Origin of the sequence: Providencia sp. PROV208 (assembly GCF_028479465.1) — a bacterium.
GTDB classification, from domain to species: Bacteria; Pseudomonadota; Gammaproteobacteria; order Enterobacterales; family Enterobacteriaceae; genus Providencia; species Providencia alcalifaciens.
Map to the genome: position 1 here is coordinate 231989 of NZ_JAMPNS010000001.1, position 18359 is coordinate 250347.

The window sequence follows — 18359 nt, forward strand, 5'->3', positions numbered from 1 at the left end:
TATAACGGGCTTTTATTTTGGTGTCAGAATAAGGATTACTCTGTCGGGGTATTATCAATACTGACTGATGAAAGATAGTTCAGTAAGGCAATATCATTTTCAACACCCAGTTTTAACATTGCTGATTTTTTCTGGCTACTGATGGTTTTGATGCTGCGATTCAGTTTTTTAGCAATCTCAGTGACTAAGAAGCCTTCAGCAAATAAGCGAAGAACTTCACTTTCTTTTGGTGATAAACGTTTGTCACCATAGCCACTGGCATTAACTTTCTCAAGCAATTTACTGACGCTTTCAGGGGTGAATTTTTTCCCTTTTTGTAAAGCGGCGAGTGCTTTTGGTAAGTCTGCTGGTGCGCCTTGTTTTAGCACGATACCTTCAATATCAAGCTCAAGAATAGCACTTAAGATCGCAGGATTATTGTTCATGGTTAGGACAATAATCGATAAGTCAGGGTAGTGACGTTTAATGTATTTGATTAACGTAATACCATCACCGTATTTATCGCCAGGCATAGACAAATCAGTAACCAGAACGTCTGCATTAAGGCGTGCTAAGTTATTAATTAAAGAAGTAGAATCTTCAAATTCACCGACGATGTTTACCCATTCAATCTGTTCAAGAGACTTTCTTATACCGAAAAGAACAATAGGATGATCATCGGCAACAATGACATTTAGGTTATTCATATTATTGGTTACCTTCTGGCATTAGTCTTTTCACTGAGACATCCAGTTCTCTAATGCAATTTTTTATTTCAAATCCGTTTTCATCTGCTATGAAATGCTCCAAATCTTCACAAAGTTTATGAAGATAATGGAATTCAAGCATAGCAAAAACTCCTTTTAAACGATGTGCAGTGTCTTTTAATTCGGCTAAATTCGCAACACTTTCACTATTATACAGTTTATTAATATCTATCGGTACTGTTGAGATAAACAAATCTTTATAATCGCTATTTGCCAGAATTAAATGATACTCAGAAAGAATGTTATCGGTAGATTCATTTGATTTTTGACTATTTTCGCGGAGATTTTGCGATGAGTGTTGGCTTGATTCGTTATTATCTTCTACATTATCGGCTTGTTCTATCAATAATGAGATAGCATCAATAAGTTCATCTGCAAAATTGTAGTTAACTTCAATGTAATTTGACTTAATACAATTTAGTGAAGATATATTACCGTTAATTTTAATAATATTACTAAATGGAACATCATCATTGTCAGCGATCAAAAGATCCCAATGGTTATGCGGTGAACTTTCATCTATATCAAGAAATTCAGCACCATAATGGGATAAAGTTTGTTTAACAATTCGACGAGCATCAATATTCTGAATATTTAAACGAATAAAAACATCCTCAAGCAATGCAGGGTATTCATGCTGCTGAATGAGTGCCGGAAGCCGGATTTGATAGTGGCAACCAATAGCGTCACTAGATTTAATCGTAAATGAGCCTTTCATTTTATTAGTCAATAACTTGCAGAGATAAAATGTCATGCCAGAACGCTTAAATTTATTTGAATCTTGAGTTTTTCCCGTAAATGGGTTTTGTAAGTTACTTAATTCAATATTCGTTAATCCAATGCCTGTATCTTTTATATCAATGGATATTTCATTTTTGTCTTCAATGTAGTCAATAGAAATGATAATTTTACCAAAGGCTGTAGTTTCTATTGAATATTCCCAAATTAATTGGAATAAAGTCTGGAAATAAGCAGGGTTATTTTCGATTAATGAATCAGGATTGATATTATTATAGAAATAAAATGAGAGTCCTTTGCAATTTAAATGAGATAAATTGTATTTAAGGAATTGGCTAATTACTTGACTAATTGCAAATTTTTCTGTCTTAAAATCAATTTGTTGAGTTTCTAATTGGCTAATTAACGCAATATTTTTAAACCAATTATTGATATAAAATAGGTGATTCTGGATTTCAGTGAGTAATGGGTTATTACGCTCATTGAGCGTCATCGCCAATTGGCTAAACTCAGCGTTTACTTTATCAATAGCGGGCAGAATTTCTTGGCAAATATTTTTGAAGACCACTTTTCTAAGCTGAATATTTCGCTGGTATTCGCGAGTAGCCATTTCTTGACGTTTTTGGGTAAGAACTTCTTTATCTTTATCAATGATGATAAACAAGACCGTATTTTCTTTAATTTGACTATTTACCAAAATGATTTCATAGACATTATTCTCGATGGAGACCTGAATGACATCATTATGATCGGTTGCCATCTCTTTGATATGAATAAGATCCATCGATGGCAATAACTGGTTAGAAATGCTGTTACTCAATAGTTTTTTATTACTATTGAAATCGAAGACTAGGATGCCATAAGCGATATGGTTGAGAATGTCATTATTCAGTGCATCCTTGAATTGGAGCTCATCAAGCATGGATGCATTGGGTGAAATAATCCGTTTGCGAATAAACATGGTGGTGAGCAACGCCAGAATACTGACTGCAAACATACAGGTGATTAGCCAAAAGTTGTAACTGATCACGCCGAAAATAATACTTTTTAATGAGAGGTTATAGTTAATCTGATAACTCGTGCCCTCGATAGGTTGCGATAGCATGAGGTTAGTCCCCGTCAACTCACTGCCAGACTGACTCATATCTTGATTGTTTGATCTTTGTGAAATGGAAATATCATCTCCCTTCAAGGTAAATGGAAGAATTGAATTAATGGAGATATCAAAAGAGATGACGCTGCTTAGACGACCAGGGGAGTTAAAAACTAAGCGGTAAGTATAGAAGTAGACATTATCTTGTGCATTTTTCTGCATATTGGAGAGCACTTCTCGGCGATCCAATAAGGTCGACTGGGCTATCATATCAGAACGCTTATCCTCTGCGGTCAGCGTCAAATAGCTTTCTTTATAGCGTAGCTCAGGCTTTAAGATGGAATGGGTAGTCACCAGTATTAAAGTATTATCTTGACCGTTCAGATAGTACATAGAGTTAAATTCATTTCGTGCACCCCACACGATCTCCATGTAATTGGCTAATTTAGTTGCCAACACTTTACTACTGGGTTTGTTGAGGCCAAAGACAACGGAATCAATTGTTTGATTGGCGCTACTTAACCAATAAACATCATGGCGCATTTCGGTGACTGAAATATCGCTCATCGAATCTGGCGTGGCTTTATCATTGGCTAGCTTATAAATATGAGTAGCTTGATAGCGATAATCTTCAATTTGGTAAGCAAGTCGATTAGCAAGGGTATTTATCGCAGTTTGATGGGCTAGCATCCAAGCGTGGTAATAATTATAGAGAGACAGCGAAAGCATTGTGACGAGTAGCACAATAAAGGCAATAAAAATGCGAGAAAGAATATTCGGTTTTAATAATGATTGTTTGTACATACAGTCCCACGCTGCCACACTGGCAAATTAGATTAATCAGATTAAAAATCATACGCCTAGACTCATTATAGACACCGATTTTGCACAGATATTAGCATTTTTTGAGGGGAATAGAGAACAATTGAGTGAAGATTAGTCAAACGAACAAAAAAATGCAATTATTTTACTATCAGGGGTAGACAAGCCCTCGGGATTCCTCCATAATCGCGCCCCATGGAGAGATGGCCGAGCGGTCGAAGGCAGCGGTCTTGAAAACCGCCGATGGGTAACCATCCTAGAGTTCGAATCTCTATCTCTCCGCCAAATTAGCCGGCTTAGCTCAGTTGGTAGAGCAACTGACTTGTAATCAGTAGGTCACCAGTTCGACTCCGGTAGCCGGCACCAAATAAGAACCCACTATCTCGAAAGAGATAGTGGGTTTTTTCTTTTCTTTCATTTGTCTTTCTGTCTGTTTTTTCAATTAATGCATTGAAATCTAATTAAATATTAATCACGATACCCTCAATAAAGCGGTTCGAACGACGATGACGAAAGCATAACGAATTTATCATTTAGTGGATAAGTGCTACGTTGCTTTTTATGAGAAAGATAAGACCCAATTAGCTCAGATAATGAAAAGTGTAGATGGTAAGATAGGAGCAGTCTTTTGAATGCGGATATATCAACGTATTGTGCTTTGAGGCATCCGTAGTTTTTGAGAGTGATTAAACTGAGTCGGGGGTATTGTAATGTTAAAAGTGATTGCTGAAGATTTTATCAAACCAGAAGCGATAGAAATTGTTCTGCCACTCTATAAAGAACTTGTAGAAGCAACCAAAAAAGAACCTTTATGTATTGCCTATGACCTTTATATTGATGAAAAGGACCCTGGGCATTTTGTGTTTATTGAAGAGTGGCCGAATCAAGCGGCATTAGATGCGCATTGTGCATCGGAACATTTTCAACGATTAGTTCCAATGATTAATCATCATCAAAAAGCAGAGCCTCGATTTATTCTGATGGATGCTGCATTTTAAAATAAAACCGGCATTGGATATTTAATCTAGATTCCTTGCTTACATCCCTCTAACGAGCTGATTAATGATGACTAGTAGGGGGTTATATCCAATTTTGAAACATAAAGTATGACAGGGTGAATACAAAGATCGTCATGAGATGCTGTAGAACTTTTAAGAATAAAAGAAAACGACTGACTTGATTCATTGATACGAGCCCAAATAAAAATAATCTAAGTTATAAACGTATATTCAGCGTAGTAAGGAAATAAAATTTCGCTGAAAAATATTATATAAGTGGTGAAATGAATTTCAAATTACGTATAAATGACTAGCCAAGTGTGAGCAATAAATTAAATTATTGCTCACACTGTGCATTTATTTTTTTTCATCATGAGCAAGGCGTTCAAAGCTCATTGGATCTTTATCAAAATTAATAATAGTATTTTGTCCTTCACATTCTTGATTTGAGATCATTGTACAAGATTGGGGTATGCTTTTTTCTGATATTCCTGTCCACTGTGAAAAGAGGCTCATAAAGCTCATGGCACTACGACGTGCTGAAATAATCTCTCGTTGAGTAGAATCCGAAGATGTAATAAAGAATGGAACTTCAAAATTCTGTCTCGTTTTATCACCATGGATCAAATCTGTTTGATTATCAATAAAAGAGAGCCCATGGTCAGAAAAATAGAGCATAGACCATGATGTATTTTGTTTTATCAGTAATTGCTGTATTTGCGATAAAAGATAATCTGTATTTTTAATCGATTGAATATAGCAAGAAAGCTTGTCACTGATATGAAATTGTTCATAAGTATTACCAATTCGTTCACAGAATGGTGAATGGCTACCAATTAGGTGCACCACGATAAGCTTGTGTTGACCGGATTGCTCTAGAGACTCAATAAATTTAGGGATAACAGGAGCATCTTGAGATATGACATTATTATCAAGCAATGCATTGCCACCAACAAAGTAAGCATGAGTAGCTCGTTTAGCAATTGAAGCTACAGGACCGTCATGTTTTCCATAGGTTCCTTGTCTAGAAATCCAGAAAGTTTTGAACCCTGCTTTATTCGCGAGAGAAATAATATTATTTTGCATTTTAGGATACAAAGATAACGTATTTGATAACGAAAGGTTAGTTGATCCTGAAGCGGATATGTAATTATCAAATACATAGCCTTTTATTGTATCTGTAAATGGCGTGTTCTCTATGGGAAAACCATAGCTGTGCATAAAATCGCGTCGAACACTTTCTCCAATGATAACCACATAAATATGATATTTAGGATCGGCTGTTGGTGATTCAAAAGTGTCATCACCTTCAATAGATTTCTTTTCTTGTTGCAAATAATTTAGATAAAAAAAACTTTCAGTAAAGAAACGATATTCAGGCAATCCTGATGTTAAGAATAATCGCCAACTTCCATCGGATAAGGCTTTAATAGGGGAAATAGCAGTAATGATTAAGAAAATGGATGAAAATACATATTTGTTTTTTTTATTAATATGAAACTTCAATCTTAATATGAAGCAACTGAAGCAAAGTAACAATATGGAGAAAAGATAGTACTTGTAATTAATATTTTTAATAAAGCCTTTAGCTTCTTCACTATCTGTATAATAAAATGATGAAAAGATATTATAATCAGGATAGCCATAGAGTAATCCCACGGGTAAATAGAAGACGCCCACAAGAGCATATATTGCAATAATCGTTTTATACACTTTTGAGTGGTTATTTATGACAATCATAAACCCTGTGATGGCGATAACATAGAATATCTTGAAGTGGTATCCCATCGCATAATGAATAGCGGTAAAGAATAAAAATAACGCAAGAAATTTTAATAAGAAGTTATTTTTCACTAAGTTGTGCATATTTTCATCGATTTCTGTTTTTGGAGTTGCAGTTATCGCTTATAAGTTGCGATTGAGAATGAGCCAATTGTGTTACCAGTAGTGTACAAATGCCAGTGATAAAATGGAATAATAGTAGAATAAAAAATATTTAATAAATCGTTTTTTGATAAAACAGGGATAATTTTATATCATTAGTCAAATTAAAGTGATATGAAAATTTGTATACTCTGTAAATTATTGCTGGAACAGCTTAGCACATATTTATAAAAGACGCTCTCAATGGTTTGAAAGCGTTTTTATGCTATTTAGAATTGTATCATTTATCCCTAATCAAAAACTGTCCTCATATTCACGGGCTTTTTTCTCATCATAATTATGTTCCCATTTTGCGATGACTAATGCAGCTAACGCATTACCAACCACGTTTAGCGCGGTTCTTGCCATATCAAGAATACGGTCAACACCGGCAATAAAGGCTAAGCCTTCTAATGGGATACCCACAGAACCTAAGGTTGCTAGCAACACCACGAATGAAACACCAGGCACTCCAGCAATTCCTTTTGATGTGATCATGAGAGTGAACACTAAAATTAATTCTTGTCCTAATGACAGCTCGATTCCATATAACTGAGCAATGAAAATTGCGGCGATACTTTGGTAAAGAGTTGAGCCATCTAAGTTAAATGAATAGCCAATTGGGATCACGAAACTGGTGACAGATTTTGGTGCACCATATTTCTCCATTTTATCCATAATGCGCGGCAGTACAGTTTCTGAACTGGCTGTTGAATAGGCGAGCAGCAGCTCATCCTTTAATATTCTCATCAGAGTAAAAATATTAATTTTGCAATAGCGTGCAACAATTCCGAGTACGACAACTGCGAAGAAAATAATGGCACAGTGAACCAAAATAACGAGTTTCAGCAGTGGGACGAGTGAGGTGAAACCAAAATTGGCAACAGTGACAGAAATCAAGGCAAATACACCGATTGGCGCATACAGCATGATCATATTGGTCACACGGAACATGGTCTCAGAGAAAGTTTGCAGAACATCTAACAGAGGTTGTTTTTTGGCTACAGGAAGGGAAGATAATCCCAAACCAAATAACACAGCAAAGAAAATAACAGGAAGCATATCGCCGCTAGCCATAGCAGCAAAAATATTGCTCGGTACCAAAGAGAGCAAGGTATTCACGATCCCTGAAGGATGACTAGCAACCTCTTGGGTCGTTTTTTGATACTGAGAAATATCCACTTGAGTAAGTTGAGACATATCAATGCCCACACCGGGTTGGAATATATTCGCAAACGAAATTCCGACAATGATGGCAATGGTGGTAATGATCTCAAAATAGAGAATAGTTTTGAAGCCGAGTGTACCTAATTGCTTTGTATTTCCAACGCCTGCAATCCCGACAATCAGGGTTGAAATGACGATAGGTACAACAATCATTTTGATTAACTGGATGAAAATTTTACCTGCGGGGGAAAGCACATTCAGGATCAACCAATCTTTGTACTCTACGCTTTCATGCAATAAAGCACCGAGGATAACCCCTAAAATGAGGGCGACTAGAATCTGCCAGCCTAAACCAAATTTAAACGGTTTTTTTTGAACGATGTTGTTTAATGTCATAAATAATTCTCGTTTATATTAATAATATTTAACATTGTATTTTTATTATGCTCAGTTTTATAACTAATATTCGGAAAAACCACAATCGTTTATTCGAGAAAGTAGAGTTATTTACAATAGTTACCTATAACAAAATGTAAATTAAGTTACTGAAATTAACTATTTTGTTAATCAATGTTTCAGATTGTTTCCGTGAATGTAATTAAATCGATAATAAAAAGTGATAATCTAAATCTATAAAAATTGTTAAATACAACTTGTGTAAGTTTGATTTTTTATGGCGTGATTAATTCTGCGAATGTTTATACGGTATTATTTGAATGGAGATAGGATTACAAATAGAGGGATGGCATAGGAGAATGCCATAGGAAAAATACACTCATCACCGCATTCACGATTTACAATATTGAGTGGCTGCGTTTATAGGCTGCGAGTAAGGTGCGCTCAGAGACATCGAGGTAATTTAATAGCGTAGAGGCTGCATCTTGATTTCGACCTGCATCCAATAACTCTAAAATAGCTTGGTTTTTATCAATATAGGGTGCATACAGCAACTTTGCATCATTCAAATGACCAAAAGCTAAACGCAATTCTGCCGCAATATTATGGTACAGCTTAATCAGCCTTTCGCTGTCTGAAAGTTCCACAATCGCCGTATGGAATTTCATATTAGCGGTTCCCACTCCAACCCAATTTTCTGTTTTTTCGTGTTCTCGGGCTTCAGCCACCGCGTGTTTCATTTTTTGGACCGCAGGATGGAGCGCGTAAGCATGGGTCAATGAATTACATTCAATCAGCCTGCGCACTTGGTAAATATCAATAATTGCAGCCATATCAGGGACGGAAACATAAACGCCTTTGTTAGGCGCATAGGTGAGCAGACCTTCTTGGGTTAATACACGGAACACTTCTCTGAGAGTATTGCGGGAAATATCCAATTCTTCACTCAATGCGGCTTCCGATAAGCGCTGCCCTGGCGTTAGCTCACCCACGGTAATTTTTTGGCGAATAGTTTCTGCAATGGTGACTGACAAGGTTTGCGCGACGGACGGTTTTTTCATAAAAAGGCGAGCCTAGTTGAAGAAAAATGAGATAAAAAATTCAGTGAAATTGCTATTCGAGCGCTATCTTCACATATTCGTTGTAGGGCAGCAAGACTCCTTTCTGCACTTAATTAGGGCATTTTCATATAAAGAGCACTAGATTGGTGCTTTTGCATGTTTCCTATCCCATCTTGAATGTTACAAATAAGAATCAAATGTTAAAAAAGTGATCAAGATTCGATTTTTGACTCCTCAGAAACGATTTTAATTGCTTAATTATTCATCGCTCCGTATTAATTGTTCAACAATCCACGTTCAATAAATTAACAATTCTTCCTATTGATAGAACAATGGCACGAAAATTGCCTTTATAACTCAGCACAACATCAACAAATACAAATAACATCAAAATACAGATAACAACAAAATCACAGAGGGGTATGCATATGGCAGCTCAGGAAAATATCTCAACAGCAGAATATGTGAAAAAGCGTCGTTCCTCGCTTATCGGCGCGATTTTCTTAATGGCAACATCCGCGATTGGTCCCGGATTTATCACTCAAACTGCGACCTTTACGGTCACCTTAGGGGCCGCATTCGCGTTTGGTATTTTGGCCTCTATTGTGATTGATTTCGTTGTCCAACAAAACATTTGGCGAGTCGTCACACTCACAAAAATGCATTCGTCTGAAATCGCGAATGCCACCATTCCGGGCAGCGGCTATTTGTTGGCGGTACTCGTTATTTTTGGTGGATTGATATTTAACATCGGAAATATTGCAGGGGCAGGGTTGGGCCTGAATGCACTTGTTGGATTAGATCCGAAATGGGGCGGTTTACTCAGTGCCTTATTAGCGATCTATATCTTCTCATCGCGTAAAGCCAGCACATTTATTGATAGATTAATCATTGTGTTAGGGTTGGTGATGATTGGCTTGACGTTATTTGTCATGATTGCGTCTAATCCGCCAATTGGTGAAGCTCTACGCCAGAGCGTGCTGCCAGATACGGTGGATTTTGCCATGATCACCACTATTGTTGGCGGTACCGTGGGAGGCTACATCTGTTATGCAGGGGCGCACCGTTTACTGGATAAAGGCGAAGTTGGTGTTGAGAACATCAAAGCCGTTTCCAGTGCGGCAACCAAAGGGATTATTGTGGTTGGGTTAATGCGTTACATCCTGTTTTTAGCCATTTTAGGTGTCGTTGCCAGTGGGGTGACGATTGATATTTCTGGAAAAGCAGCTAACCCAGCCTCACAAGCTTTCCAAGCGGCAGCGGGTAACTACGGTTTACGTATCTTTGGTTTAATCTTATGGGCGGCCGCATTGACCAGTGTGATTGGTGCAGCCTATACCTCCATGAGTTTCTTAAAAGCGTTTAAGTCTTCCATTACAGAAAGACAACGCAATATTGCCACTATCTTATTTATCGCAGTTTCACTCGCTGTTTATCTTTTAATGGGAACTGCGCCAGCAGCACTGTTAGTTTTTGCGGGTGGCTTTAACGGTCTTATTTTACCGATTGGTTTAACGTTGTTTGTTTACATTGGCTGGAAACGCGCTGATTTAATGGAAGGTTATCACTACCCACGTTGGTTATTGTGGTCAGGTGTTGTGACCTGTGCTCTCACTTGGTACATGGGTGCGATGTCTGTAACTGCCATTTTCAACTACTTAAAATAAGACGTTATCAGGGAGTGAGGGACAATAATGAACAAAAAAATCGACCTAAATAGCGACCTTGGTGAAAGTTTCGGTCAATGGCAGATGGGCAATGATGAGGCAATACTGGGTCTTGTCAGCAGCGCTAACATTGCTTGTGGATTTCATGCGGGTTCTCCAGATGGGATTTTAAAAACCTTAATTGCCGCGAAAAAACACGGTGTCACAGTGGGCGCTCATGTGGGGTATCCGGATTTAGTCGGATTTGGTCGCCGCAATATGGATATTGCATCTAACGAATTAACCGCAGATGTGATTTATCAAATTGGTGCATTACAGGGGCTCGCCAAAGCGGCGGGCACTGAGGTGCGGTATGTCAAACCTCACGGCGCGCTGTATAACACGATTGCTCATGATAAGCGCCAAGCTATGGCAGTCATTGAAGGGATCCTCGCAATTGATAGCCATTTAACCTTGGTTGCTTTGGCAGGGGCTCCGCTTATCAGCTGGGCGCAGGAAGCAGGCCTCAATGTGGTGGCTGAAGCGTTTGCAGATAGGGCTTACAACAGTGATGGCACGTTGGTTTCAAGAAAGCTTGCTGGCGCCGTTCTACATGATCCTGAATTGGTCGCAAAACGGATGTTGCAGTTGGTCAATGATGGCGGAGTTATCGCCATTGATGGACAATTTACGCCGATTGAAGCGGGTTCCATTTGTGTGCATGGTGACAGTCCAGGGGCGCTCGAGATGGCGGCGAAAGTTCGGGAAATACTTGAGCAACAAGGCATCAACATCTGCGGGTTTGCTGGGGCGAGGGGCTAAATATGACAACATTAATGAAAGCCTCGAAAGAGGCGATTCAAGCGGCAAAAGCCGCTCGAGAGTCCATTCGTCAGGGATATGATAAACCGACGGCGGGCATGGCGCCGGGAATGACGCAAGCCAACATGATTGCACTACCTCGAGACTGGGCGTTTGATTTTCTACTCTATGCTCAGCGAAATCCCAAAAGTTGTCCTGTTTTGGATGTGTGTGAATCCGGTCGCTGGCAAACCGTATTAGCCGACGATGCGGATTTACGTACCGACATTCCGCGTTATCGCGTTTGGGAACAGGGCAAGCTGGTGGATGAAATTACCGATGCAACGGCAATTTATCAGCAACATCCTGACTTAGTGACTTTTTTGATTGGGTGCAGCTTTACCTTTGAAACACCGATGATCGAAGCAGGTATCGATATTCGTCATATTACGGATGGTTCTAATGTCCCGATGTATAAAACAAACCAATTATGCAGACCCGCAGGGCGTTTACAGGGGGAGCTGGTGGTTTCAATGCGCCCAATTCCTGCGGATCGCGTTGCAGATGCGGTGACCATTTCAGGGCGTTTTCCTGCGGTACATGGGGCTCCTGTACATATTGGAGCACCGGAATTGCTAGGTATTAAGGACATTATGCGTCCAGATTTTGGGGATGCGGTGCGTATTGAGGCGGGGGAAATTCCCGTATTTTGGGCGTGTGGCGTGACTCCCCAAGCCGCAGTGATGAAATCAGGGGTGCCTTTTGCATTAAGTCATGCTCCGGGGTATATGTTCATCACGGATATTCCTGACAATGCTTATCACGTATAGAGGTGCTTATGCGTTTTCTACCTGTTAATTTAAGCGCCTTTATGGTTGAGCTGCAAAGCCTTGAACAGACCATGGCACTGACCGATTCATTAACTCGTCAGCCAATTAAAGGCATTGAGGAAATTACCCCTGCAGCACGTACGGTATTAGTGCGCTATAACCCCGCGCGCGAAAATATCACTGCCATAGTTCAGCAAATCTCTCAGCGTAATATTGAGTGTATAGCGTCTCAAGCAGGGAAATTGGTCACTATTCCTGTGCATTATACGGGAGAGGATTTACCAGAAGTTGCTGAGTACTTGGGGATCACCATTGAGGAAGTGATCCGTCGCCATACGGAAAGCGAATATCTCGTTGCATTCAGCGGTTTTGCTCCAGGTTTTGGTTATATGGTTTCGACGCAAGCACAACTGCATGTGCCGCGTCGTCAATCTCCTCGTGTGCGTATTCCCGCGGGGTCGGTAGCATTGGCGGGGGAATTCAGCAGTGTTTATCCGCAGGCAAGCCCTGGGGGCTGGCAGCTGATTGGTAGAACAGATTTGGCTGTGTGGGATATCAATCGTTCTGAGCCTGCCCTTTTACAAGCGGGTTATCGAGTGAATTTTATCGATCAAAGTAAGCATGCAGTGAGTTATAGCTTACCTGAGCAGCCTCAAATCAAACCGAGAGAAAATACGCAAACTTATGATCTCACGGTGCTTGCCACAGGGTTACAGACATTGTTTCAAGATCGTGGGCGCATTGGGCAATCAGCGTTAGGTATTTCGGAATCAGGCGCGATGGATAAGTCGGCATTATACAGTGCCAATCGACTTGTTGGAAACGATACGCAATCGACAGTGCTTGAGGTCACCCAAGGCGGATTAAAAGTGCGAGCGAATAGCGATGTGCTTGTCGGCATCACGGGCGCAGAATGTCCAATCACGGTGACAACCGAAGAAGGACTCGTTTATGTCTCAGCAACGTATTGTCCTATTCACCTTGCCAAAGGGGATGTAATTCAATTAGGCGCTCCTACTAAAGGTGTCCGGAGTTATTTTTCAGTGCGCGGCGGTTTCGCTGTTACACCAGTTTTAGAAAGCTGCTCATTTGATACGTTAGCGCAAGTCGGGCCGGCGCCCATCATGGTTGGGCAATCTCTCTCGATTCATCAAAAAAATAATCATCGCGCGATATCTCTTACGGAAACACCCGCGTTTGAATATCCCACTGCAGATGATGAGGTTGTACTCGACGTTATCATGGGACCAAGAACCGACTGGTTTACGGAGCAGGCAGCGGCATTATTGCGTCAACAAGTTTGGCAGGTGACTGCAGCTTCGAATCGCATTGGATTACGCCTTATGGGGGAAACGCCATTAAGCCGTCAACAATTGCAAGAGTTACCAAGCGAAGGCACTTGCATTGGCGCTATCCAAGTTCCCGCCAACGGACAGCCAGTTTTATTTTTAAATGACCATCCACTCACTGGGGGGTATCCGGTGATTGGCTCAGTGTGTGACTATCATTTGGATTTAGCTGGGCAAATTCCAGTGAACGGCAAAATCCGCTTTAATCCATTACGTGAATTTTATCAACTTGAAGGGAGTCATGAAGCTTATGAATACCAACAATAAAAAAAACCAACATAAGGTATTGATTGCCAATCGTGGCGAGATAGCGGTGCGTATTATTCGCGCGTGCCGTGATTACGGGTTTACATCTGTCGCGGTGTATGCCGATAGCGACATTGATGCATTGCATGTCAGCATGGCCGATGAAGCCTATGGGCTGGGGGGAAATTCACCCGCTCAGAGCTACTTAAATATTGAAAAACTGATTGAGGTTGCGAAAAAATCAGGGGCTACAATGGTGCACCCGGGGTATGGTTTTCTGTCTGAGCGGGCTGAGTTTGCCCGCGCAGTGCAGAACGCGGGTCTCATTTGGATTGGTCCAAGCCCTGAAAGTATCGATATTTTGGGGGATAAGGTCCAAGCTCGCCATATTGCTTTACAGGTTGGCGCACCGTTAGTTGTTGGGACTCCGGACCCCGTTGAGACCGCCCAAGAAGTGGTGCAATTTGCGGATCAGCATGGATTACCGATTGCCATTAAAGCCGCCTTTGGCGGTGGTGGGCGTGGGTTAAAAGTCGCATGGCACATGCATGAAGTTGAAGAGTTATACCACTCAGCGGTGCGCGAAGCGACGGCTGCATTTGGTCGTGGTGAATGTTTTATTGAGCAATTTTTGCACAATCCTCGTCATATTGAAGCGCAAGTTATTGCAGACACTCACGGCAATGTAGTGGTGGTGGGAACTCGAGATTGCTCGTTACAACGTCGGAACCAAAAGCTGGTGGAGGAGTCTCCTGCACCGTTTTTATCCCGCGATATCGAACAACAAATTATCCGCGCTTCAACAGACATTTGTCAAAAAGCCGGGTATGTGGGCGCTGGAACGGTGGAATTCTTATTAAGCCAAGAAGGGATGCTGTCATTTTTAGAAGTCAACACGCGTTTACAAGTTGAGCATCCGGTTACGGAAGAGACCGCTGGCATTGATTTGGTGGTTGAACAATTACGTATTGCCGAAGGTTTGCCGTTGAGTATCCAAGAAACACCGAAACCGCGAGGGCATGCTTTTGAGTTTCGTATCAACGCAGAAGATGCAGGTAACGGTTTCTTACCGACCCCGGGTACTCTGTTACGATTTGATGCGCCATCAGGACCGGGTATCCGTGTTGACAGTGGTGTTGCCGCAGGTAAAACCATTCCCGGTACTTTTGACTCTTTAATGGCTAAATTAATCGTCGTTGGGCAAACCCGTGAACAGGCTATTTCACGTGCCCGCCGTGCATTAGCAGAATTTAAGATAGAAGGCGTTGCCTCGGTGTTGCCTTTCCATCGTGCGGTTATGGAACAAGCTGATTTTTGCGAACAATTTAACGTGCATACGCGTTGGATTGAAACAGAGTTTAGCGTAGCTATCCCACCGGCGAAACGCCAGCTACCTCAATCTGAGCAGGAATTAACTCGAACATTTATAGAGATTGATGGAAAACGGTGTGAATTGGGGTTACCCGCACAACTGTTTGCAGGAATGGCAGTGAATCAAAACGCTACCCATCAAACATTACACGCTATTGAAAGCAACCCAAACCATGTGAATGCACCTATTTCGGGGGTATTGTTCAATTGGTTAGTTCCTCAAGGAAATAAGGTGACAGAAGGTGATGTGATTGGTGTGATGGAAGCCATGAAGATGGAAGTTCAAGTGGTCGCTCATCGTTCAGGACAGCTAAAATATGCAGCTAATCAAGGGGATTTTATCAACGCAGAGAGTAAAATTGCGGAGATTAATTAGTCAGTAACGGTAGGTGGCAAAAGCCACCTTAACCTCAGCGTGGCTTACGTTCCGGTAAGCCTCGCAGTGGTGGATTTGGTGCGGGGATCACGCTTTTTTCTTCTTTCGCAATTTCATCGCTATCGCGGTAGACCTCACCACACAAGAAAAACAAATTAGGGCGCTTAGCCTCTAAATAAGATTTTCGGCTCATGCATTGTTCTTGGGTAAAAATGGTTTCGGTCACAGGTAATGCATCACATGAATCAGAGCCACAAGGACTGACCCACAAAGCCCAACCAATAAGTACCATATGTCCTGCCATTTATCTTGCCTTCCCACACAATGAAGTACACCCAAGATGCAAAATCAACACGTTCTACATGAAAGAACGTTCGTTTTGTCTACAAAATATAAGTCAAATTCTAACATTGGATTAGATAAATGTATGTATTCATACGATAGATAAATTTAAATTCACATTAAACAACAAACAATGATTATGAAGAGAAGTTTAAAGCCATCAAAAAAAGAATATTAATCTTAGCCGTGGGAAAATGAGAAAAAAGCGCGGGATGTGAGGGTTATTTTTGGGCTAGCTCGCAAATAACAAAATTTTTATCTGCAAATTTATGTTTTCAGATCTCCATCCTGTCAATTTTTACGATTTTTATCTACGATGAACCAGACAACGTAATAATAATCGCAAGAATAATATAAATAGGTAACTTATGAATGCCATGGAAGAAGTGCTTTCATTTTGGTTCGAAGAATCGACCCCAAAACAGTGGTTTGAGAAAAACGAGAAATTCGATTTAACTATCGCAAAGCGGTTTACTGTGCTCAGTGAACAGGCGGCGAAAGGGGAACTGGCTTATTGGCGCGTGTCTATTCGTGGGCGCTTAGCGGAAATTATTATTCTTGACCAATTTTCGCGTAATTTATGGCGTGATACCCCAAGGACATTTGCCCAAGACCCGATGGCGCTTGCATTAGCTCAAGAGGCGATTAAGCAGCCAGATTATCACCTGCTGACGTTAACCCAGCGAAAATTTATTCTTATGCCGTTTATGCATTCAGAATCGAGCTTTATCCACCTACAAGCCGTCGAGTTATTCCGCATGCTGGGTGATGATAATACCTTGGATTATGAAATGCGGCATAAGGCGATTATCGATAAATTTGGGCGTTATCCACATCGTAATGAGATACTTGGTCGTCCTTCAACAGCGGAAGAGATTGCTTTTTTACAACAGCCAAACTCATCATTCTAATTTTCTTTACTATCAATGAGTTTGCTATTAATTAAGCAAACTCATTTGATGACGACGACGCCCGAATACTGCGTGTATTAACGAAAGAGCTCTGCGGCTGCTGGGTGTAAGCCCAACTGTATCTGTAAGCGAGTTAAATACGCCTCGGCAATTCTTGCCAGTTGAGGGTAAAAGTCATGCTCGGTTTGGGTTTGTTGGACCAACGTTAAATAGCGCCCCGCCCAAGGTAATAAATGTTGCTCTAATAATTCCACTATCGCATCATCTTGCCCTTGTTCCGCAAGGGCTGAAATTGCCATTAACATCAGTCCAAATTGATCTTCCGGTTCCCGCAGCCCGGTATCGGTCACTAAACCATGAGCCATTAAAAATTGACGGTAGGCACGGGTGGAATCACCCATAACGGTATTATCATGAGACAGATAAACTGATCCCCAAGGTGGTGCTGGCATCGCGCCTTGACCTTCAAAAAGAATCGAAAAGTCGTAGGTGAGATAGGTGGCTGGAATGGTGCTTAATGCTTCACAAATCGCTGTGAGTTGTTCCGGCTCATCCCATGAATCAAGGGCAGGGATCTCTCTTAATACAGGCTGTAAAGTCTGGAACGTAGGTGTTTCAGGGGAGTAGTAAAACATGGCCCCTAAAATACGAAAAAGGGTTGTATCGATAGTGTGCATGGTGTACCTGTAAACAATGCTCTATTGAAAACAAAGAGCCTGAATTCAGGCTCTTAAGTTATTAATGATAATCTGGGGTTATAGCACCTTACATGGTGATTTGCCACAGGTTATAAAAGGCAATACGACCAGAAAGTTCTGCAAGTAAGACGGCAGCAGCACAGGTCAGTAATGGCACTTTCGGTGAACGCTGTTTAATCGCAAATCCAACAAATGCGGCTAATGCAATGGCCAGTACAATGACTTGGAAGCCCCAAAAACCCGTTTGTTCAGCACTTAACGCTGGAGCCGTTTCCCCTAGAAATGCTTGGTAGCTTGCACGGCTGGCAAAGATAGCAAAGGTTCCCACTAAGAAAGAGGTCAGCCCTAAGCCTCGAGCTCCAATCGCCATTGCCAATGCGCCACCACCAACAAACAGAGTGGTCCACATTTGCAGTGTAGTAAATTGGGTATCCCAATTGGCAATGGTTGCAATGTTATACACCTGCGGAATTGACCACACGAAGGCTAAACCAGAAATTACTGCCGCAATGTTTGATAGCTCACGCAGTGCCGCTTGTTTGACAAAGTGAGTGAAAAATAGTGTTGCAGCCGCACAACCAACAAAGACACCACTTAAGAAAGCTTCATTGCTCATTGGCGAACGACCGACGCCTAACAACATATTGAAGAAACGTAGTGGTTGACCAACGTGCAATGCACCAATACCCAAACCAATCATAACAATGATAAATCCAATAATATTGGCAGTTTTCAGTTGGTTATCATCGATTGAACCCATTTTTTTCGCAATATACGCTAACAGAAATAAACCTGCTGCGGATTGCCCTAAAACGGTAAAGAAAACCAGTGGTAACTCATGCATA

General features: G+C 41.0%; 15 protein-coding genes and 2 tRNA genes. 9 read left to right on the plus strand and 8 right to left on the minus strand.

Going from position 1 to position 18359, the window contains the following annotated elements; all coding sequences use genetic code 11:
- Positions 1–35 precede the first annotated feature (35 nt).
- Complete coding sequence (gene rcsB, locus PR766_RS01045) at positions 36–686, minus strand: response regulator transcription factor RcsB (protein ID WP_006660314.1); 651 nt, start codon at positions 684–686, stop codon at positions 36–38.
- Position 687: 1 nt separating this feature from the next.
- The gene (rcsD, locus tag PR766_RS01050) at positions 688–3381 is read right to left on the minus strand and encodes a phosphotransferase RcsD (RefSeq protein WP_154636401.1); all 2694 of its coding nucleotides are present in this window, start codon (positions 3379–3381) and stop codon (positions 688–690) included.
- 215 nt (positions 3382–3596) lie between these two features.
- Between rcsD and PR766_RS01055 the strand changes: the two genes are divergently transcribed.
- From PR766_RS01055 to PR766_RS01065, 3 genes are all read left to right on the plus strand, one after another.
- A tRNA-Ser gene (locus PR766_RS01055) sits at positions 3597–3684 on the plus strand.
- A gap of 5 nt (positions 3685–3689) precedes the next feature.
- A tRNA-Thr gene (locus PR766_RS01060) sits at positions 3690–3765 on the plus strand.
- Positions 3766–4109: 344 nt separating this feature from the next.
- The gene (locus PR766_RS01065) at positions 4110–4397 is read left to right on the plus strand and encodes a putative quinol monooxygenase (protein WP_154636402.1); all 288 of its coding nucleotides are present in this window, start codon (positions 4110–4112) and stop codon (positions 4395–4397) included.
- A 357-nt stretch (positions 4398–4754) separates the two neighbouring features.
- Here PR766_RS01065 and PR766_RS01070 read toward each other — a convergent pair whose 3' ends face one another.
- The 3 genes from PR766_RS01070 to PR766_RS01080 all read right to left on the minus strand — a co-directional run bounded on the left by PR766_RS01070 (position 4755) and on the right by PR766_RS01080 (position 8944).
- A complete protein-coding gene (locus tag PR766_RS01070; RefSeq protein WP_154636403.1) occupies positions 4755–6263 on the minus strand; it encodes a phosphoethanolamine transferase in 1509 nt (502 codons plus the stop codon).
- Positions 6264–6575: 312 nt separating this feature from the next.
- A complete protein-coding gene (gltP, locus tag PR766_RS01075) occupies positions 6576–7883 on the minus strand; it encodes a glutamate/aspartate:proton symporter GltP (protein WP_006661386.1) in 1308 nt (435 codons plus the stop codon).
- 398 nt (positions 7884–8281) lie between these two features.
- Positions 8282–8944, minus strand: coding sequence for a GntR family transcriptional regulator (locus tag PR766_RS01080; protein ID WP_006661387.1), 663 nt, complete (start codon positions 8942–8944; stop codon positions 8282–8284).
- A gap of 428 nt (positions 8945–9372) precedes the next feature.
- On the opposite strand from PR766_RS01080, the gene PR766_RS01085 reads away from it, so the two are divergent.
- The 5 genes from PR766_RS01085 to PR766_RS01105 are packed head-to-tail and all read left to right on the plus strand — an operon-like array spanning position 9373 to position 15563.
- Positions 9373–10611: an NRAMP family divalent metal transporter gene (locus PR766_RS01085; RefSeq protein ID WP_036966115.1), complete on the plus strand. Its 1239-nt coding sequence runs from the start codon at positions 9373–9375 to the stop codon at positions 10609–10611.
- 27 nt (positions 10612–10638) lie between these two features.
- Positions 10639–11412 (plus strand): LamB/YcsF family protein, encoded by a 774-nt coding sequence (locus PR766_RS01090; RefSeq protein WP_154636404.1) that lies wholly within the window; start codon positions 10639–10641, stop codon positions 11410–11412.
- A 2-nt stretch (positions 11413–11414) separates the two neighbouring features.
- A complete protein-coding gene (locus PR766_RS01095; protein ID WP_006661390.1) occupies positions 11415–12221 on the plus strand; it encodes a putative hydro-lyase in 807 nt (268 codons plus the stop codon).
- Positions 12222–12229: 8 nt separating this feature from the next.
- A complete protein-coding gene (pxpB, locus tag PR766_RS01100) occupies positions 12230–13837 on the plus strand; it encodes a 5-oxoprolinase subunit PxpB (RefSeq protein ID WP_154636405.1) in 1608 nt (535 codons plus the stop codon).
- A complete protein-coding gene (locus PR766_RS01105) occupies positions 13821–15563 on the plus strand; it encodes an acetyl/propionyl/methylcrotonyl-CoA carboxylase subunit alpha (protein WP_154636454.1) in 1743 nt (580 codons plus the stop codon). The genes pxpB and PR766_RS01105 overlap by 17 nt, the downstream gene beginning before the upstream one ends.
- A 34-nt stretch (positions 15564–15597) precedes the next feature.
- On the opposite strand, the gene PR766_RS01110 is transcribed toward PR766_RS01105, so the two are convergent.
- A complete protein-coding gene (locus tag PR766_RS01110) occupies positions 15598–15867 on the minus strand; it encodes a hypothetical protein (protein WP_006660382.1) in 270 nt (89 codons plus the stop codon).
- 406 nt (positions 15868–16273) lie between these two features.
- Between PR766_RS01110 and PR766_RS01115 the strand changes: the two genes are divergently transcribed.
- The gene (locus PR766_RS01115; protein WP_154636406.1) at positions 16274–16816 is read left to right on the plus strand and encodes a DUF924 family protein; all 543 of its coding nucleotides are present in this window, start codon (positions 16274–16276) and stop codon (positions 16814–16816) included.
- Between the two features lie 77 nt (positions 16817–16893).
- On the opposite strand, the gene PR766_RS01120 is transcribed toward PR766_RS01115, so the two are convergent.
- Both PR766_RS01120 and PR766_RS01125 read right to left on the minus strand, forming a co-directional pair.
- On the minus strand, positions 16894–17493 hold the full coding sequence (locus PR766_RS01120; protein ID WP_006660384.1) for a TorD/DmsD family molecular chaperone: 600 nt from the start codon (positions 17491–17493) through the stop codon (positions 16894–16896).
- Positions 17494–17581: 88 nt separating this feature from the next.
- Positions 17582–18358 (minus strand): dimethyl sulfoxide reductase anchor subunit family protein, encoded by a 777-nt coding sequence (locus PR766_RS01125; RefSeq protein ID WP_006661395.1) that lies wholly within the window; start codon positions 18356–18358, stop codon positions 17582–17584.
- Position 18359: the final 1 nt, after the last annotated feature.

What these genes read in the sequence shown, in the direction of transcription:
- PR766_RS01090 (WP_154636404.1), top strand. Translation starts at nt 10,639, where the DNA reads ATGAACAAAAAAATCGACCTAAATAGCGACCTTGGTGAAAGTTTCGGT.
- PR766_RS01115 (WP_154636406.1), top strand. Translation starts at nt 16,274, where the DNA reads ATGAATGCCATGGAAGAAGTGCTTTCATTTTGGTTCGAAGAATCGACC.
- PR766_RS01080 (WP_006661387.1), bottom strand. Translation starts at nt 8,944, where the DNA reads ATGAAAAAACCGTCCGTCGCGCAAACCTTGTCAGTCACCATTGCAGAA.
- rcsB (WP_006660314.1), bottom strand. Translation starts at nt 686, where the DNA reads ATGAATAACCTAAATGTCATTGTTGCCGATGATCATCCTATTGTTCTT.
- PR766_RS01125 (WP_006661395.1), bottom strand. Translation starts at nt 18,358, where the DNA reads ATGCATGAGTTACCACTGGTTTTCTTTACCGTTTTAGGGCAATCCGCA.
- PR766_RS01070 (WP_154636403.1), bottom strand. Translation starts at nt 6,263, where the DNA reads ATGCACAACTTAGTGAAAAATAACTTCTTATTAAAATTTCTTGCGTTA.
- PR766_RS01065 (WP_154636402.1), top strand. Translation starts at nt 4,110, where the DNA reads ATGTTAAAAGTGATTGCTGAAGATTTTATCAAACCAGAAGCGATAGAA.
- rcsD (WP_154636401.1), bottom strand. Translation starts at nt 3,381, where the DNA reads ATGTACAAACAATCATTATTAAAACCGAATATTCTTTCTCGCATTTTT.
- PR766_RS01105 (WP_154636454.1), top strand. Translation starts at nt 13,821, where the DNA reads ATGAATACCAACAATAAAAAAAACCAACATAAGGTATTGATTGCCAAT.
- PR766_RS01095 (WP_006661390.1), top strand. Translation starts at nt 11,415, where the DNA reads ATGACAACATTAATGAAAGCCTCGAAAGAGGCGATTCAAGCGGCAAAA.
- PR766_RS01110 (WP_006660382.1), bottom strand. Translation starts at nt 15,867, where the DNA reads ATGGCAGGACATATGGTACTTATTGGTTGGGCTTTGTGGGTCAGTCCT.
- pxpB (WP_154636405.1), top strand. Translation starts at nt 12,230, where the DNA reads ATGCGTTTTCTACCTGTTAATTTAAGCGCCTTTATGGTTGAGCTGCAA.
- PR766_RS01120 (WP_006660384.1), bottom strand. Translation starts at nt 17,493, where the DNA reads ATGCACACTATCGATACAACCCTTTTTCGTATTTTAGGGGCCATGTTT.
- gltP (WP_006661386.1), bottom strand. Translation starts at nt 7,883, where the DNA reads ATGACATTAAACAACATCGTTCAAAAAAAACCGTTTAAATTTGGTTTA.
- PR766_RS01085 (WP_036966115.1), top strand. Translation starts at nt 9,373, where the DNA reads ATGGCAGCTCAGGAAAATATCTCAACAGCAGAATATGTGAAAAAGCGT.